Origin of the sequence: Dactylosporangium siamense, assembly GCF_016862795.1 — a bacterium.
GTDB lineage: Bacteria > Actinomycetota > Actinomycetes > Mycobacteriales > Micromonosporaceae > Dactylosporangium > Dactylosporangium siamense.
Window position 1 is genome coordinate 79,988 of the sequence record NZ_BONQ01000029.1, and the last position, 16,744, is coordinate 96,731.

A 16,744-nucleotide genomic window follows, 5' to 3' on the forward strand; every position below is an offset into this window, starting at 1 on the left:
AGCCGTGCGAACGCCCGACGAGCTCGACACCATCGACTGGACGGCCCTGACCCACGCGTACGGCGAGGCGGAGGACCTGCCGGAACTGGTCCGCGCCCTCTACGACGCGGACGCCGCCGGTGACGCCCTCCACGAGCTGTACGCCACCGTCTGGCACCAGGGCAGCGTCTACCCGGCCACGGCGGCGGCCGTGCCGTTCCTGGCCCACGCGGCGGTGCACGGCGCCGACCCGGCGGGAGTGCTGCGGCTGCTCACCCATATCGCCGACCGGCCGGCCGAGGAGCTCGGGCACCCCGTGGCGGTGGCCGTCGTCGAGGCGAGCGCGGCCGCCGCCGTGGACCTGCTGCCCGCCGCGCGGCACGCCGACGCCGACCTGCGCGCCCGGTACGCCCGGCTGGCCGCGGCGGTCCCGCTGCCGCTGCCCGACACCGTCGTCGCCGAACTCGCCGCGCTCGAGGCCGGCGACCCCGACGTCGACGTGCGCGCCGAGGCACTGACCGCGCTCGCGGCGCACCACCCGGTGCCCGAACCGCGCCTGCGGGCCGCGCTTTCCGATGCGTTCGCCGCGGTGCGGCTGACCGCCGCCGTGCTGACGATGCGCCGCAGTGGCACGCCCTATCCCCCACCGACCGTCGAGGTCGTCGCGGCGGTCGGGGACCGGCCGCGCGGCGACGACCAGGCCAAGCGGATCACCGAGCTGCTCATCGAGGAGCCGGACACCGGGTTCGCGGTGGCGGCACGATGGATCGACGCCGGCGACCACGACGGTCACGGCTCCACGCTCGCGGCGGAGCTGCACCGCACCTGGCGGGACCGGGACGAGCTGACGGCGCGGCTGCTCACCCGCGCCCTGCCGCACCACGACACCGGGCTGTGGCAGCGGCTCGTCGACCTGGAGCTCGCACTGTCCGCGCTGCCGGCCCTGCCGGACACCACCCGCCGGGCCCTGACCGCGGCGGCCGGGCACGCGGACGAGCGGGTGCCGCCGGTGGCGCTACGCTGCCTGGCCCGGTTCGACGCGGTGCCGCCGGACGCCGGGCCGCTGCCCGCCGGGGTCCTGGCCGTCCTGCCCGCCGGGAACCGCCCCGTGGCGGCGGTCCGCGGCGCGCTCGCCACCGCCGAGGGCAACGACGCGATCGCGCTGGTCCAGTCGCTGAGCCCTGACGACGCCGCGCGGCTGCTGCCGGAGCTCCTCGCGCTCGCCGGACGGGGCACGGCCGCCGTCGTCATCGTCCGGCTGCTCAGTGACATCCCGGGCGCGGCCGACGACCCTGGGGTCACGGCCGCGCTCGCCGACGCGATGCGCGCCCAGGAGGGGGTGCTCGCCCCGGACGAGATGCGACGGGCGACCGCCGCCGCCTCGTGGCTCCTGCTCGGCCACCCGCCGGCCGGCGCGCTCGACGTGCTGCGCGAGGTGCTCACGACGGGCCGGATGCCACCGTGGTACCTCGGCGAGGTCGCCCGCGCCGCGACCGCCGCGGCACCCCTCGCGGACCTGGTCACGCCGATGCTCGACGGCAGCTACGACTGGACCCGGGTGCGGGCCGCCGCCGCGTACGGGCGTATCACCGGCGACACCGCCACGGCGGCCACCCGCCTCGGGGCGGCCCTGGGCGCGGTGGGTGACGCGGCGGTGCCCGTACACCTGGCCGCAATGGAAACGCTCGCGGCGTTCGGAGTGGCGGCGGCCGCCGACCGGGTCCGTGAATTCCGTGACTCGCCGCGCCGGGTGCTCAGCGCGACGAGCTGGCCGGTCGAGATCCCGCATCCCGATGACCGGCTCCGCGACGCGGCCCGGCGCGCGCTGCGCTGACATCGCCGGTGTCCGGTTCCCGTCGCGAACGGGACCATGGACCTCGATGTCCCTACCTTCGGCGAATGACCCTCCCTCTCGCACCGAAACCGGCCACGGTGCGCCTCGCCCGCCTCCTGCTGGCGCTGCTCGCCGCGATGCAACTGCTCAGTGGCCTGCTCGCGGTACTGTTCCTCGACGACATCCGGGCCGGCTACGTCGACGCCTTCGGCGACCCGGACAGCGCCTCCAAGGGCACCGTGTCCGCAGTGACCGGGCTCGTGCTGTGCGCGGTGTACGCGCTGATCATCATCGTCCCGGCGCTGCTGCTCGGCCGCCCCCGGCAGTGGGTGCGGGTCACGACGATCGTCCTCGCCGGCCTGTCCTACTGCTGCGTCTCCCCGCAGATGTTCGGCGGCGTGTCGATGGCGTCGCCGCGCATCTCCTCCGGCTCCGGAGGGCCGAGCCGCACGCAGGTGGACCAGAGTCTGGCCGACCACCTCCCCGGCTGGTACGGACTGGCGAACGTGGCCTTCGCCGTGATCGGGCTGCTCGCCGTGACCGGTATCATCGTGCTGCTGCTCCTGCCGCCGTCGGCCGCCTGGTTCCGCCGGCCGGTCGTTGCCGGGCCGCCCGCCTACGGTCCGCCGCCGTTCGGCCCTCCTGCCTACGGCCCTCCGCCGTCCGGGCCGCCGGCCTACGGGCCTCCGCCGTCCGGGCCGCCGGCCTACGGGCCTCCGCCGCAGGGTCAGCAGTGGCGGCCGCCGAACGGGTGACGGTTCAGCCGAAGGTCGGCGCCTGGGCGTGGGTCGGTTCGATGAGGAGCACGACCCGGTCGGTGCGCAGCGGGTACGGGCCGCCGGTGTACTTGTGGGCGATCCGGTCGATGATCCGCCAGGCGTCGGCATCGTCGAGCACCTCGGCGACGCGACCGCGGATGAGCGCGGTGGCCTTGGGATCGGCCTGGTCGATGATGGAGATGGCGACCCGCGGGTCGCGGGCGACGTTGCGGGCCTTGCGCGACCCCGGTCCGGTCAGCACCGCGATGCGGTCGCCCTCGCGGTCGACCCAGACCGGCACGACGTGCGGCGAGCCGTCGGGCAGCAGCGTCGCGATGTGGGCGTAGTTGACGTCGTCGACCAGCCGCGCGACGTCGGCGGAAAGCTCAGCCACGGTGGGCTCCGATCGGGTACTCGTCGTGGGGCCGTAGCCACTGCATCGTCGGGGTCTGCGGCCAGCCGTCGGGTGAGTCCTCCCAGGCCTCCTGCCGCCCGAACGGCGTCAGGTCCAGCAGGTTGAAGTCCAGGCGCAGCCGGTCCACGCCGCGGCCGGTGGTGGCGTACGTGCGGAAGACCTCGTCGCTGTCCTCGTCGCGCAGCAGGACGCTCAGCGCGAAGCCGTCGATGCGCAGGTCGTCGTGGAAGGTGGTGCCGTGGCAGGAGTACCAGGGCACGGTCCAGCCCATCCGGCGGCGCACCGGTTCGATCTCCTCCTGCGGGGCGCGGGACATGAGGATCAGCCGCGTGTCGCGAGCGCCGAGGTGGGCCTGCGAGTGCTCGGCGAGGTTGTCGGTGAAGGTGCTGCAGCCGGGGCACAGGTGATCGTGGCCGGGCTCCCGCATGAAGTGGTAGACGACCAGCTGCCGGCGGCCGTCGAACAGGTCGGTGAGGCCGACCTCGGCGCCGTCCGGCGCCACGAACCGGTAGGACGGGTCGAGGGCCACCATCGGCAGCCGCCGCCGCTGCGCCGCGAGCCGGTCGAGGGCGTGGGTGAGTTCCTTCTCCTTGACCAGCAGCGCGTCTCGCGCCGCCTGCCACTCCTGCGGCGAGACGACCTGTGGGCGTTGCATGGCGACCTCCGGCTGCGGTTGGGTGCGTTCCTTCAGGGAACCCTATCGTAGAGCGTTCCTTAAGGGAACCCAGTCGGCTATGGTTGCGGCATGCAACGCACGCAGTTCGCCGACATGGCGTGCTCCATCGCTCGCACCCTCGACGTCATCGGCGAACCGTGGTCGCCGCTGATCCTGCGGGACGTGTATGTCGGCATCAACCGCTTCGACCAGCTGCAGGACGACCTCGGCATCTCCCGCAAGGTCCTGGCCCAGCGCCTCGCCTGGCTGGTCGAGCAGGACGTCCTGGAGCGCCGGCAGTACACCGACCGGCCGCCGCGACACGAGTACGCGCTGACCGTGAAGGGGCAGGAGCTGTGCGACCTGCTGCTGGTGATGGTCGGCTGGGGCGACCGCTGGACCGCGGGTCAGGCCGGGCCGCCGGTGCTGTACCGGCACCACGCGTGCGGCGAGATCGCCCACGCCGAACTGCACTGCTCGCACTGCGACCGGCCGATGCGCGCCACCGACATCGACGTCCTCCCCGGCCCGGGCGCCGCGCCCTGACCCGACGGGCTACCTCTGCGCCGCGACCGTCCCGTCGGGGTCCTTGCGCACGCCGGTGAGGCACCCGCGGCAGTCGTGCGGTGGCTGCCCATGCACAGGCCGTCAACGACCTGCCATGTCGCGGTCAGCCGCTCTCGGTGGACACGCTGACGGCGCGGACCGGCGCCTCGGTGCCCGCCGGCCTCGACGACTGGGTCCGCGCCGAGCCGGGCAACCCGACCGCCCTCGCGGTCCGCGGCGGCGTCGAGGTCATCCGCGCCTGGGAGATCCGCGGCGGTTTCGTCGCGCGCCAGACGCAGGAGCAGCGGCTGCGCGACTTCATCACCGTCCTCGGCCAGGCCGAGGGCTACTGCCGGGCGGCCGCCCAGGCCGACCCGCGCGATCCGGCGCCCTGGGCCTACCTGCTCCAGATGGCGCGCGGCCAGCAGGTCGGCACCGACGAGGTGCTGCGCCGCCGGGACGAGCTCGAGGCACGCGCGCCGCAGCACTTCACGTCGCAACTGCACGCGGCCATCGCGCTCGGCCCGATGTGGGGCGGCTCGGCCGACCTGGCCGTCGACCACATCCGCAAGTGGCTGACCTCGGCCCCGGCCGACTCGACCCTGCCCGCGCTCTTCTTCGTCGTGCAGTTTCAGCGGTTCCTGCGGGAGGGGCGAGGCTTCGCCCGTGACGCGGAGGTCCGCGCCGACGGTCACCGGGCGGCCGAACAGTTGCCGGCCCGGCCCTGCGCGACGCCGGACGAGTTCCTGGCCCACAACTACGCGGCCGCCTGGTTCTCGCTGACCCGCGAGCCCGGCGCCGCCAACGGGCACTTCAAGCTCCTGGGGGGCAACGCCACCGAGTACCCGTGGACGTTCCTCGGCGACCGGCCGCTGGCCACGTTCCGCGGCAAGCGGCAGAGCGCACTGCTCCGCCTGCCGTTCTGAGCCGGAACCCGCGACCGCTGCCGCAATGGCGCGGATCGCGCTGGGATACTCCGTCTGGAGGCAGTGGGCGAGGTGCCAGAGCCCCGCCTCCACCAGTCGCGGATCGTTTGAGGTCAACCCTTGCAGCTTGGTGGCCGTGTCCGCGGGCGGCCATCCCGTTTCGATGTCGTCGAAACTCTCGAAGGCGGTCCAGTCGGTTTCTTCGAGGATCGTGCGTGCCTCAGGAAACCCGCCGGCCATCGCCAGATCGTCGCACGTGAGCGCTTCGACGGTCTGGTATCAATGGAAGCTGTGCCCGAGCTGAGCCTGCCAACCGCGCGTGTGCAGCGGTCGTTCCGCGCCGCCATGGCCGAGTTCGGCGGTGAAGGCCGGGGAGAGCCCGCGGACTTCAGCATGATCGGCAAGGAGATCAGGGGCTTCGCGGAGCGCTGGTCGTCGCCGGACGGCTTCGCCGCCTACGTCGACTGGTTGCGGGCCCAGGCACTGGAGGACACGACCCGGCCGGACGGCATCGTGCCGTCGACGACACTGTGGTGGGTCGAGGGCGAGGACTACCTCGGTCGCATCGCGATCCGGCACCGCCTGACCGCGAGCCTCCTGGAGGAGGGCGGTCACATCGGCTATGACGTGCGGCCGTCGGCGCGCCGCCGCGGCCACGCCACCGCGATGCTGCGCGCCGCGTTGCCGCTGGCGCACGGGCTGAACATCGAGTCCGCGCTGGTGACCTGCGATGCCGGCAACGTCGCCTCCCGCCGGGTGATCGAGGCGAACGGCGGGATCCTCGAGGACCAGCGCGGCGCCAAGTTGCGCTTCTGGCTGCCCACCGCGCCGCCGGCTCAGCGTTCCTGACATCGCCCGCATCGTCCGCCGGAGAAGCGCTCCCCCACCTGGAGCCGGACGGCAACGCAGCACCTCGTCACCGACGCAGCAGTCGACTGATGCCGCTGCGGCGCGGCCCCTTGAAGTGTGGCCATCGGGGAGCGGGCCACGGGCTGCCGGCGATCGCCTCCAACGCCGTGGACAGTTCCTGGCGGGTGATGCGCGTCTGCTCACGCGCCCAGAACCAGCCGTTCTCCCGCTCCCTTTCGACCAGTCTGCGGAGGATGAACACCCTGCGCCAGTTGCGGTGGAAGTCCTCGGCGACGAAGAACGACCAGGTCCTCATGACGCTCTCGGCCAGCCGTGCCCGCCCCAGCGGGTCAACCGTCGGGAAGGTCACCGAACCGGCGCACCGCTGCAGCTGCTCGTCGCTGCGGTCGTCCCAGAGCTGCAGCGTCCAGCCCGGCCACAGCCGTGGCCAGTACCCGGCCAGGCCTTGCAGCGGCCGCACCGCGCTCCACACGCCGGCGGTGCGCGTGCCCGGGTCGAGGTGCAGACCTGCCAGGTCGAGGTTGGCGTCCATGCTCAGCGGCGCAGGGTGGTCTCCCGCCGCATGTGCGACAGCTTCTCGGGATTGCGGACGACGTAGAGCCCGGTGATGTGCCCGTTGTCGATGCGCACCGCCATGACGGTGTCGATCTCGCCGTCGAGCCGGAGCATCAGCGCCGGGTAGCCGTTGACCTGTGCCTGCTGCAGCGACGCCGTGGCGGCGATCCTGCCCAGCACGTGGGCCACGCTGCCGGCACCGACGACGGGCGTCAGCGCGGCCTGTTTGATTCCGCCGCCGTCACCCAGGAAGACGACGTCCGGAGCGAGGAGGTCGAGCAGGGATTGCAGATCGCCCGTTTCGATCGCCCGCTGGAACGCGTCGAACGCGCCTCGGGTTTCGGCTGCGGAAACAACTCCGAGCGGTCGGCGCGCGGCGACGTGGGCCCGGGCCCGGTGGGCGATCTGCCGGACCGCGGCCGGGCTTTTGTCGACGGCTCCGGCAATCTCGTCGTATTCCAGATCGAACACCTCACGCAGCACGAACACCGCCCGCTCGGTCGGTTTGAGTGTCTCCAGCACCAGCAGCATCGCCATCGAGACGCTGTCGGCCAGTTCGACATCGTCGGCCACGTCGGGCGCGGTCAGCAGCGGCTCGGGCAACCAGGGACCGACGTAGGACTCCTTGCGCCGGCGGAGCGTCCGCAGCCGGGTCAGCGCCTGGCGAGTGGTGATCTGGACCAGGTACGCACGCTGATTCTGGATCGTGTCCAGATCGACGCCCACCCACCGCAGCCAGGTCTCCTGCAGGACGTCCTCGGCGTCGGCGGCCGAGCCGAGCATCTCGTAGGCGATGGTGAACAGCAGGTCGCGGTGGGCGACGAACGCCTCGGTGGCGGTCTCCATCCGGTCGCCCCGAGCGACCGGCTCGGCTGTGTCCGTTGTTCGCTCGCTGCGCTGGTTCATAGCTGGTTCCCGCCTGTTCGCTCTCGACTGCGCCGTCCACGAGATGCCGATCCCAGCTTCTTTGTGACACCCGCGATCAGTGCCTCGCGTCACATCACTGCGCTGTCACACGGATCCGGTCGCCGACATCTCGTGTTCGTCCGGTGCGACAGCACGCAACTGCACGAGTAGGGACGAAGTCATGGAACCCCGGTTCAATCTGTTCGCCAACGAGATCGGCGCCAAGATCGGCAAGAGGATCGCCAACGTCAGCATGGTGATCGAGCAGTCGCCGCTGTCCAAGGCCGTCCAGGAGTTGGTCAACCTTCGCGTCAGCCAGATCAACGGCTGCGGATTCTGCGTCGACTACCACACCAAGGAGGCGGCGGCCGCCGGCGAGACCGCGGTCCGGCTCCACCTGGTCGCCGCATGGCGCGAGTCTACGGTGTTCACCGACGCCGAGCGGGCCGCGCTGGCGCTCGCCGAGGAGGGGACCCGGCTCGCCGACGCCCACCACGGCGTGTCCGATGAGACCTGGGCCCAGGTGCGCAAGCACTACGACGACGACCAGACCGCCGCGCTCGTCTCCGGGGTCGCGATGATCAACGCGGCCAACCGGCTCGGCGTGATCCTGCGCAACCCGGGTGGGTCCTACGAGCCTGGCATGTTCTCCGGCATGACGAGCTGATCGGCAGACGAGTCCGGCCCGGCCAGGATCAGCCGATCCAGGCCGGGCCCGCGCATGTCGGTGCGCGGCCGGGCGTCGACTCGCACATCGCGCCAGAAGGGGATGTGTATAGTGGATCATTGTCAGCGATGAGGGAGGTGAGCCCGATGAACACCCAATGTCACGTCTGGGCGCTCCACCCGGCCATCCCTTCCAGCTGACCTCGCGTCGGGGAGCGCCCTCCAAACCGGAGGACCAATGACCTTCTCCCCCTTCCGTATCGGCGTATCCGATGAGGTACTCGCCGATCTACGGGCCAGACTGGCCCAGACCCGCTTCACCACCCGCAGCGGCGATCAGCCGTGGCAGGCCGGTGCCGACCCCGACTACCTGCGGGACCTGGTGTCCTACTGGATCGACGGGTTCGACTGGCGCGCTCAGGAAGCCGACCTCAACGCACTGCCGCACCGCCAGGCCCAGATCGGCGGCAGGCGGTTGCACTTCCTTCACGTACCCGGGACCCGCCCGGCGGACGCGCCCGCACCACCACCGCTGATCCTGAGCCACGGCTGGCCCAGCAGTTTCGTGGAGATGCTGCCGCTGGTCGATCGCCTGACCAACCCCGCGCAGTACGGGGAGGACCCCGCCGACGCGTTCGACGTGGTGGTGCCCTCGCTGCCCGGCTTCCTGTACTCCGAGCTGCCCAACGGGCCGCTCACCCGCGCAGCGATGGCGCGGACGCTGCACGCGCTGATGACCGACGTCCTCGGTTACCAGCGCTACGGCGCCTTCGGCGGCGACATCGGCGGCGTGGTCACCGGCTGGCTGGGCGCCCTGTACCCCGAGCAGGTAGCCGGCATCCATATGATCCACCCACCGTTCCCGGCCAGCTTCGACTCCCACCCGCTCTCGCCCGCGGAGCAGGCGTATCTCGATGCCGAGGCGGCGTACGACGAGACCGATGGCGGCTACAGCGCCATCATGGGCACCCGGCCGGACACCATCGCCGCCGCGCTGCATGACTCCCCAGCCGGCCTTGCCGCCTGGCTCGTCGACAAGTACCGGGACTGGACCGACAACCGCGGCGACCTGGAGCGCAGTATCGACCGCGATACCCTGCTCACGACCATCACCCTGTACTGGGCGACCGGCACGATCGGCTCGTCGTTCCGGCAGTACGTGGACTTCGGCCACAACGGCCCACGGCCCGCCATCACCGTGCCCGCCGCGTTCACGGTGAGCACCGAACCGTCGCACGCCAACTTCCCTCGCGATATCGCCGAACGCGCCTGCACCGACATCCGGCACTGGAGCGAGCCAGGTAGGGGCGGACACTTCATGCCGCTGGAGCAACCGGACCTGCTCGCGGGCGAGCTGCGACAGTTCTTCACCTCGCTCCGCCCGCGCTGATCGGGAGGGAGCCGGGTCACCGAGGACCCGGCTCCCTCCTGTTCCGGTCACCCGGACTGACGTCGTCGACCGTGCGAGTCTCGCGGAACGGCGTATACAGATCACCATGACCATCGTGTGGGGAGTCACCGTCGACTGCGCCGACCCGAAACGGCTGGCCGCGTTCTGGCGCGAGGCCCTCGGATACGTGGATGCTCCGGTACCCGACGGCTTCGCCACCTGGGAGGAGTGGCTGATCCGGTGGGAGGTGCCGGAGGACGAGTGGAACGACGGCGCCTACCTGGTCGACCCCGACGGTGTCCGGCCCAGCCTGTCGTTCCTGAAGGTGCCCGAGCCGAAGGTGGTCAAGAACCGGCTGCACATCGACCTCAAGGCCGGCGGCCGGGACCAGCCCCAGGACGTGCGGTGGCCGCAGGTGGCCGCGACCGTCCAGCGGGTCCTCGACGCGGGTGCCACCGTGGTGCGGGAGGTGGCCGTCGGCGGCGTCCCCAGCCACGTCATCATGGCCGACCCCGAAGGCAACGAGTTCTGCGTCGTCTGACGCCGGCGCAACAGGACGGCTACGGCTCCGCCGCGGCCGAGCCGACAACCGCCAGGAGGGCGAGCCTGCTGTCGGCGTCGCTGCCGGGCTCGGCGGAGTACACGACGATGCGCAGGTCGCCGCGGCTGGTCGTCAGGATGTCGCAGTCCAGGTCGATCGGGCCGACCTCGGGGTGCAGGACGGTCTTGCGGGACGGCCCGTGCTCGGCGATCTCGTGGCGCTGCCACAGGTCCCGGAAGCGGTCGCTGCGTCCGAGCAGGCGGGTGACGAGCGCGCGCAGGTCGGGGTCGTCGGGATACCGGCCGGCGGTGCGCCGCAGGTCGGCGACCATGGACGCGTCGAAGTCCGGGTCCGGCGGGTGGCGGGTGGTGCCGGCGGTGAAGGCGCGCCACACCGTGTTGCGCTCGGCCTCGGGCAGCGCCGTGGGATCACCGACGAGCGCCGCCCAGGTGCGGTTCCACAGCAGCAGGGTCCACATCGCGTCGAAGATGGCGACCGGCCGGTCGTCGGTGCGCTCAACGAGCCGCCGGATGCTGGCGGGCACCAGCCGGCTGATCCGGCCGCCGCCGGTGGCGTGCCCGGCCAGGTGCAGCAGGTGCTCCTGTTCGGTGTCGTCGAGCTGCAGCGCCCTGGCGAGCGCGGCGCACACCTGCGGCGACGGCGCTGAGGCCCGGCCCTGCTCCAGCCGCACGATGTAGTCCGCGGAGACCCCGGCGAGGACGGCGAGCTCCTCGCGCCGCAGCCCGCTGGTGCGCCGGACGGTGTGCGCCGGCAGGCCCGCCGCGCGGGGCGACAGCCGCCCGCGCCAGACCCGCAGCACCGCGGCCAGCTCCCCGGATTCGCCGCTCATGCCCCCATCGTGCCAGCCCACGCCCTGGGCAGCCTGGTACCACCGATACCAGGAAGCGGCACGCCTGGACCGGGCCGGAGGCGGGCCACACACTCGGCGTCAGTCCGCACCGCCGTCCGAGAGAGGCACCGTCATGCCCGAACCCCGCTTCAGGACCCTGGCCCTGCTGCCCATCGTGCTCTTCATCCCGTCGCTGGTGTCCTTCGCCGTCTCCGAACCCGGCGTCGTGTGGCCGGAGTACAGCGGCGTCTTCTTCCACCTCGCCATCCTGTTCCTGGTCGCGCGGATGGACGCCCCCCAATGGGCGAAGGCCGCCGGCTACAGCTGGATCGCCCTGGACGTGCTCACCGGCATCCTGTCGATCAACGACGTGCCGTACGAGATCACCTGGCCGGTGCGTCTGGGCGGGCACGTGTTCGCCGGCCTGTGGATCGCCGTCAGCTCCGTGCACGCCCGGTCGGTGGCGATCCGCGTCGTGGGTGTCCTGACCGGTGTGTGGCTCGGCGCGTTCTCGTTCGTCGCCGACGTCGCCCCGGAGGAGGCCCTCTACCCGGCCGGCCTGCTCATCGTCGTGTGGTTCGGGCTGTTGGCCGTCCGGTACGAGCAGGATCAGCGCCGCCGCGGGACCCAGAACTCGATCTCGGTGCCCTGACCGGGACGGCTGAAGATGTCGATGGTGCCGCCGAGGTCGGTGATCCGGCCGCGGATCGACTGCGCGACGCCGAGGCGGCCCTCACCGGCCGCTTCGGCCAGGCGGACCGGGTCGAAGCCGACCCCGTTGTCCCGGACCGTGACCCGCACCCCGTCGCCCTCGTCCTCCAGCAGCACCCAGGCCCGTGCGTCCGGACCGGCGTGGCGCCGCACGTTGTCCAGGGCCGCCAGCACCACGGCGGTCACCTCACCGGCGGCGGGTTGCGGCAGCGGTACCGGATCCGCCGGCGCCGCCACTTCCACGGTCGCCGATGCCAGGGCGGTCAGCGTCGTACGCAGGTCGTCGGAAGCCGGTGGTTTTTCACCCGGTGGGGTGGGCGCGCCGCCGCTGAGCAGGCTGCGCAGCGCCACCTCCTGCTCGCCGGCGAGCGCGGCCAGCTGCGAGCCGGTGCCGCCGAGGTCGGCGCCGTGCCGCTGGACGAGGGCGAGGACCTGCAGCACGCCGTCGTGGATGGGGCGGGCCAGGCGGTTGCGCTCCGCCTCGGCGGCCTCGAGGCGGATCTGCTCGGCGAGGCGGCGTTCGGCCCGCCGATTGGCCCACTGCCGGGCCAGCCCCAGGCCGCCGACCCCGGCGGCGGCGACGAGCAGCAGCCAGACGGACACGTCGAGGTCCGCGGCGCGGCCGTAGCCGGACCAGACCGCGGTGCCCCGTGGGTTGGTGCCGTTGACGACCTGCAGCCCGCCGATCGCCAGCATGCCGGCGAGCGGGCCGAGGGCGGCCGGCACGACACCGGCCGGGGTGAGGGCGGTCGCGGTCGCGCCGACGACGGCGGTCGCCGCGGCCGTGACGACCACCGCGAGCAGCACCCCCGGGATGACGCTCTCCTGGTCCGCGAGTTTCTCCGGCCGGCCGCTGGTGGCGACGGAGACGATGATCAGGGCGACGGCGGCGGTCACCGTGACCGCGGCACTGAGCGGGTAGCGCCAGCGGCTGCCGGCCAGCGTCGCGCCGAGGGCCAGCCCGGCGAGCACGGCGACCCAGGACGCCGGGCCCAGCTTCAGCGACGTCAGCGCGAGCAGCATCGGGCCGACTGCGGCGACCTGCACGACCGCCGCGGTCAGCGCGCCGCCGAGCGACCACGGCCCGGTCATCGCGGCCAGCACCGCCACGATGACGACCGCGATCGCGCCGATGACCGCCGACTGGGCGTACTGGTGGCGGTTCAGCGAGCTCTCCGACACGCCGATGAGCACCGAGAGCCGGTCGCTGGTCAGCTGCCCCAGCGGCCAGGTGAGCGCGATCGCCAGCCCGCCCGCGACGACGAGCCGCCACCGCCGGCCCCGGCTTCCGCCGGCCGGGAGCACCGCGGTGTCGCCCCGGCGCAGCAGCCACCCCGCCGGGACGGTGCCGGCCAGCGCGGCGACCGCAAGGCCGGCGAACCAGTCCAGGCCGCCGCCCCGGCCGGTCCCGAACCAGTACTGCAGCACGGACGCCGAACCGATCATGGCGGCGCCGACGCACGACCCGGCGACGACGGCGCCGAGCCGGATCTCCCCGCACCGGATCAGCGACTGGGCGGCGGCGAACACGCCGATGACGACGAGGGGCCGCACCGCGAGCAGCAGCGAGCCGAACCACTCGGGGGTCGCCACCCCGGCGACGCCGCACAGCAGCGCGGTCAGCGTGAGCAGCGCCGCGGCCGACAGCAGCCACGGCCACCGCCGGATCGCGAGCAGCCCGGCGACCACGGCGACGACCGGCGCGCCGACCGCGACGACGGCGTCCAGAGCTCCGGACACGCCGACCGGCCGCCCCTGCAGCGGCACGTCGAGCAGCAGCGGCATGGGGCCGCTCCGGCGCAGCGGCACCACCAGCAGCACCGCGGCGGCCAGCGCGGCGGTCACGGTGGCGGCGCGCAGCGCGGGCGTCGTGGTCGGCTCCTCCATGCGAACGATCATTGCCGATCCGCTCCGGCGGCGATGAGCCCGGGGGTGCCGGCGATGAGCCCGGGGGTGCCGGCGACGAGCCCGGGAGTGCCGGCGACGAGCCCGGGAGTGCCGGCGACGAGCCCGGGAGTGCTGCAGAGCGTGAGGCCGGAGTGCGGCAGGCGGACCGGGCGGCCGTCCGGGCGGTACTCGAAGTGCCACCACTCGTTGTCGTAGGTGCGGTAGAGGCTGTGCCGGTCGCCGTGCCGTTCCAGCCAGCGGGCGCCCTCGCTCGGGCGGACGTCCAGGGCGGTGCCGGCGACGTGCCGGGACGCGTGCGGTGGCAGCACCCGCCGGGTCGCCGCCGCGACCGACCCCTCGTCCGCCACCGCCTGCCGGAACAGCCGGGCCTGCTCGATGGGGTCGCGGTAGCCGGACGTCAGCCCGATCAGCTCACCGTCGCGCCACAGCGCCTCGGCCCGGGCGGCTTCGAACGCCGCCCGGGTCGCCCCCGTCAGCCCGCCGAGGTCCTCGGCCGGGAACCGCGCCGCGAGCGCCCACTGGCACGCCGTGTGCCTGGCCCGCCCGGGCGCGGCCACCCACGCCGCCGGGATCAGCACGACCGCGAGCGTCCGGGTGATCCGCCGGTACACCCCGTCGCGCCGTCGGATGGGCGCGGTACGGGCGGGGCCGGTGCTACGTTCGGTGATCGCGAGCGGCATGCCAAGGACGATGCCAACCGCGCCGCCCCGCGGTCCTGAGTCGGGTTACCCATCTCGGGTAGGTACCGCCACTCAGACCGGCACGGGTGCGAGAACGCCCGTTTCGCACCTGAGCGGCGCTCAGGGCGGGCCGGCGGGGGCCGATAGTGCGGCCATGAGCGCCTCGCCACCCACCAGCCGCCCGACCGGTGGCGTGGTGGCACCGTTGCGGGTGACCGGCTCCCTCGCTGTCGCCGCCGCTCTGGTCGTCCTGTCGACGCTGTGGTTCGGCGTCGGGCTGGTGTACGAGACACCGTCGCTGCTCGGCTGGTCGGCGCTGCTGGTGAGCGTCCCCGTCGCCGCGGCCAGCTCGTGGCGGGCCGGCGGCTCACCGGGCGGGGACCAGCCGCGCACGTTCTGGCGGTATGTCAGCGTCGGGCTGGTGCTGGTCGGGTGCGGCGCGATGAGCAACGCCCGCGACAACCTCATCGGCACCGACCGCAACCAGCACGTCAGCGGTGTCACCTCGGCCATCTACCTCAGCGGCCTGCTGGTCATGATGATCGGCCTGCTGCGCATCCCCGGGACGCGTCGCACCGGCGGCGCCTGGACCCGGTTCGGGCTCGACATCGCCACGGTCATCGTCACCACCCTCACGTTCGCGTGGCATCTGGTGTACCCGCGCTGGGAGACCTGGTTCGCCGGCAGCGCCGGGGACACGTGGTCCGCGCTCACCGTCGTCGGCGGCGGCTTCATCTGCGTCTTCGCGTTCATCAAGGTCGCGTTCACCGGGACCGGCCCGATCGACCGGCGGGCGCTGCACCTGCTCGCGCTCACCGGCGCCGTCGGCGCGGGCGGCGGGTCGCTCGCGCCGCTGCTGGCGTCCCGGCCGCACCTCAACACCGCCCACCTGATCCTGCCGGCGACCTGCCTGGTGCTGTGCCTGGCCGCCGACCGGCAGCTGCGGGCCGCGTCCCTCGCACCCGTCCCCGACCGGCCGCCGGGCCGCAAACTGAGCACCATGCCCTACGCCGCGGTCGTGGCCACCGGCGGGCTGCTGCTGCTGTCGTCCATCCAGGGCTCCCCCGACAACGTCGTCGTCGCCGTCGGCGCGATCACCGTCACCGTGCTCGTCGCCGCCCGGCAGATCATCGCGTTGCGCGACAACGCGGCCCTGCTGCAGCAGCTCGACGCCCGGCTGCAGGACAACGCCCGGCTGGTCAAGCAGCTGGACTCGCGGGTGCGCGACCTGCACTCGTACCAACGCAAGCTCGCGCATCAGGCCAGCCATGACGCGCTCACGGGACTGGCGAACCGCACCGTGTTCGCCGACGCCACCACCGCGGCGCTGGCGACCGGTGACGACGCGGTGAGCGTGGCGGTCATCGACCTCGACAACTTCAAGGGCATCAACGACGAGCTCGGCCACGCCGTCGGCGACGCCCTGCTCCAGGCGGTCGGCGAGGTCCTCACCGCGCACGTCCCGGCCGGCGCCACCGTGGCCCGGCTCGGCGGCGACGAGTACGCGCTGCTGCTGCACAGCACCGACCAGGCCGCGCACGAGCGGACCCTGAACACCATCACCACGTCGCTGCGGCTGCCGCAGCACTGCGCCGGGCACGACCTCGTCGTGGAGGCCAGCATCGGCCTCGCCGCGGCCCGCACCGGCGACACCGCGGCGGAACTGCTGCGCCGCGCCGACGTGGCCATGTACGAGGCCAAGAACCAGGGCAAGGGCCGCTGGAGCAGCTACACGCCGGCCATGGACCAGCGCGGCGCCGAGCAGGCCCGCATCGCCGGCGATCTGCGCACCGCGCTGGACACCGGGCAGCTGCACCTGGTGTACCAGCCGATCGTCGACATGAACGACGGCAGCCTGTACGGCGTGGAGGCCCTCATCCGCTGGAACCACCCGGACCGTGGACCGATCCCGCCGGTCGACTTCATCCCCGCCGCCGAACGCACCGGCCTCATCGTCCCGCTCGGCGCCTGGATCCTTGCCGAGGCGTGCGGCCAGGCCGTCCGGTGGCGGCGCGAGCTCGGCCCGGCCGCCCCGGAGACCGTCAGCGTCAACGTGTCGGCCCGGCAGCTGCGCGAGGCCGGGTTCGCCGCCGAGGTCGCCGCGATCCTGCGCCGCACCGGACTGCCGGCCCGGCACCTGACCGTCGAGGTCACCGAGACCGCGGTGTTCGACGGCGGCGCCGCCCTGCTGGAACTCCACGCGCTCAAGGCCCTGGGGGTGACCGTCGCCCTCGACGACTTCGGCACCGGCCACTCGTCGCTGGGGCTGCTGCGCACCTGCCCGGTGGACCTGCTGAAGGTCGACAAGTCCTTCGTGGACACCGTCACCCACGGCGGTGAGCACGCCGTCATCGCCGCCGCGCTCATCGACATCAGCAACGGCCTGCACCTGCGCGCCGTCGCCGAGGGCGTCGAGACCGCGGAGCAGGCGGCCGAGCTGCGCCGGCTCGGCTACCGCTACGCGCAGGGATACCACTACGCCCGGCCGCTGCTCCCCGAGGCCCTCGCGCGGCGCCAGGTCCCGCAGCCCGCCGCGGCGTGACCCGCGGCCGGT

Annotated in this window: 17 protein-coding genes; 10 read left to right on the forward strand and 7 right to left on the reverse strand. The window is 73.1% G+C overall.

The features are described 5' to 3' along the window. Positions 1-4: 4 nt before the first annotated feature. On the forward strand, positions 5-1,813 hold the full coding sequence (locus Dsi01nite_RS09940; RefSeq protein WP_203845778.1) for a hypothetical protein: 1,809 nt from the start codon (positions 5-7) through the stop codon (positions 1,811-1,813). Between the two features lie 65 nt (positions 1,814-1,878). Next, complete coding sequence (locus Dsi01nite_RS09945; RefSeq protein WP_203845779.1) at positions 1,879-2,568, forward strand: hypothetical protein; 690 nt, start codon at positions 1,879-1,881, stop codon at positions 2,566-2,568. A 4-nt stretch (positions 2,569-2,572) separates the two neighbouring features. On the opposite strand, the gene Dsi01nite_RS09950 is transcribed toward Dsi01nite_RS09945, so the two are convergent. Both Dsi01nite_RS09950 and Dsi01nite_RS09955 read right to left on the reverse strand, forming a co-directional pair. After that, entirely contained in the window at positions 2,573-2,965 is a 393-nt protein-coding gene (locus tag Dsi01nite_RS09950) for a PPOX class F420-dependent oxidoreductase (RefSeq protein ID WP_203845780.1), read from the reverse strand. Further along, a complete protein-coding gene (locus Dsi01nite_RS09955; RefSeq protein WP_203845781.1) occupies positions 2,958-3,641 on the reverse strand; it encodes a DUF899 domain-containing protein in 684 nt (227 codons plus the stop codon). Before Dsi01nite_RS09955 ends, Dsi01nite_RS09950 begins: the two co-directional genes overlap by 8 nt. Before the next feature lie 90 nt (positions 3,642-3,731). Here Dsi01nite_RS09955 and Dsi01nite_RS09960 point away from each other — a divergent pair, with 90 nt between their 5' ends. The 3 genes from Dsi01nite_RS09960 to Dsi01nite_RS09970 all read left to right on the forward strand — a co-directional run bounded on the left by Dsi01nite_RS09960 (position 3,732) and on the right by Dsi01nite_RS09970 (position 5,962). Further along, a complete protein-coding gene (locus tag Dsi01nite_RS09960) occupies positions 3,732-4,187 on the forward strand; it encodes a winged helix-turn-helix transcriptional regulator (RefSeq protein ID WP_203845782.1) in 456 nt (151 codons plus the stop codon). Positions 4,188-4,324: 137 nt separating this feature from the next. Continuing rightward, positions 4,325-5,113: a hypothetical protein gene (locus tag Dsi01nite_RS09965; protein WP_203845783.1), complete on the forward strand. Its 789-nt coding sequence runs from the start codon at positions 4,325-4,327 to the stop codon at positions 5,111-5,113. 291 nt (positions 5,114-5,404) lie between these two features. Then, complete coding sequence (locus Dsi01nite_RS09970) at positions 5,405-5,962, forward strand: GNAT family N-acetyltransferase (protein ID WP_203845864.1); 558 nt, start codon at positions 5,405-5,407, stop codon at positions 5,960-5,962. Positions 5,963-6,029: 67 nt separating this feature from the next. Here the strand turns inward: Dsi01nite_RS09970 and Dsi01nite_RS09975 are convergent, their stop codons facing one another. Both Dsi01nite_RS09975 and Dsi01nite_RS09980 read right to left on the reverse strand, forming a co-directional pair. Beyond that, positions 6,030-6,515 (reverse strand): hypothetical protein, encoded by a 486-nt coding sequence (locus Dsi01nite_RS09975; protein ID WP_203845784.1) that lies wholly within the window; start codon positions 6,513-6,515, stop codon positions 6,030-6,032. 2 nt (positions 6,516-6,517) lie between these two features. Next, positions 6,518-7,384 carry an RNA polymerase sigma-70 factor gene (locus Dsi01nite_RS09980; RefSeq protein ID WP_203845785.1) on the reverse strand — a complete coding sequence of 289 codons (867 nt, stop codon included), beginning with the start codon at positions 7,382-7,384 and terminating at the stop codon, positions 6,518-6,520. A gap of 241 nt (positions 7,385-7,625) precedes the next feature. Here Dsi01nite_RS09980 and Dsi01nite_RS09985 point away from each other — a divergent pair, with 241 nt between their 5' ends. The 3 genes from Dsi01nite_RS09985 (at position 7,626) to Dsi01nite_RS09995 (ending at position 10,041) form a co-directional block, all read left to right on the forward strand. Beyond that, on the forward strand, positions 7,626-8,111 hold the full coding sequence (locus tag Dsi01nite_RS09985) for a carboxymuconolactone decarboxylase family protein (RefSeq protein WP_203845786.1): 486 nt from the start codon (positions 7,626-7,628) through the stop codon (positions 8,109-8,111). A gap of 237 nt (positions 8,112-8,348) precedes the next feature. Further along, positions 8,349-9,500 carry an epoxide hydrolase family protein gene (locus Dsi01nite_RS09990; protein ID WP_203845787.1) on the forward strand — a complete coding sequence of 384 codons (1,152 nt, stop codon included), beginning with the start codon at positions 8,349-8,351 and terminating at the stop codon, positions 9,498-9,500. 106 nt (positions 9,501-9,606) lie between these two features. Then, positions 9,607-10,041 (forward strand): VOC family protein, encoded by a 435-nt coding sequence (locus Dsi01nite_RS09995; RefSeq protein WP_203845788.1) that lies wholly within the window; start codon positions 9,607-9,609, stop codon positions 10,039-10,041. Positions 10,042-10,060: 19 nt separating this feature from the next. Here the strand turns inward: Dsi01nite_RS09995 and Dsi01nite_RS10000 are convergent, their stop codons facing one another. After that, positions 10,061-10,891, reverse strand: coding sequence for a helix-turn-helix transcriptional regulator (locus tag Dsi01nite_RS10000; protein WP_203845789.1), 831 nt, complete (start codon positions 10,889-10,891; stop codon positions 10,061-10,063). 133 nt (positions 10,892-11,024) lie between these two features. On the opposite strand from Dsi01nite_RS10000, the gene Dsi01nite_RS10005 reads away from it, so the two are divergent. Further along, the gene (locus tag Dsi01nite_RS10005) at positions 11,025-11,543 is read left to right on the forward strand and encodes a hypothetical protein (protein ID WP_203845790.1); all 519 of its coding nucleotides are present in this window, start codon (positions 11,025-11,027) and stop codon (positions 11,541-11,543) included. Here the strand turns inward: Dsi01nite_RS10005 and Dsi01nite_RS57230 are convergent. Beyond that, positions 11,501-13,489: a sensor histidine kinase gene (locus tag Dsi01nite_RS57230; RefSeq protein ID WP_239135803.1), complete on the reverse strand. Its 1,989-nt coding sequence runs from the start codon at positions 13,487-13,489 to the stop codon at positions 11,501-11,503. The genes Dsi01nite_RS10005 and Dsi01nite_RS57230 overlap by 43 nt on opposite strands. 8 nt (positions 13,490-13,497) lie before the next feature. Beyond that, positions 13,498-14,190, reverse strand: coding sequence for a D-alanyl-D-alanine carboxypeptidase family protein (locus tag Dsi01nite_RS10015; protein ID WP_203845791.1), 693 nt, complete (start codon positions 14,188-14,190; stop codon positions 13,498-13,500). A 154-nt stretch (positions 14,191-14,344) separates the two neighbouring features. Here Dsi01nite_RS10015 and Dsi01nite_RS10020 point away from each other — a divergent pair, with 154 nt between their 5' ends. Further along, positions 14,345-16,732, forward strand: a complete 2,388-nt coding sequence (locus tag Dsi01nite_RS10020; protein ID WP_239135804.1) for a putative bifunctional diguanylate cyclase/phosphodiesterase — start codon at positions 14,345-14,347, stop codon at positions 16,730-16,732. Positions 16,733-16,744 lie beyond the last annotated feature (12 nt).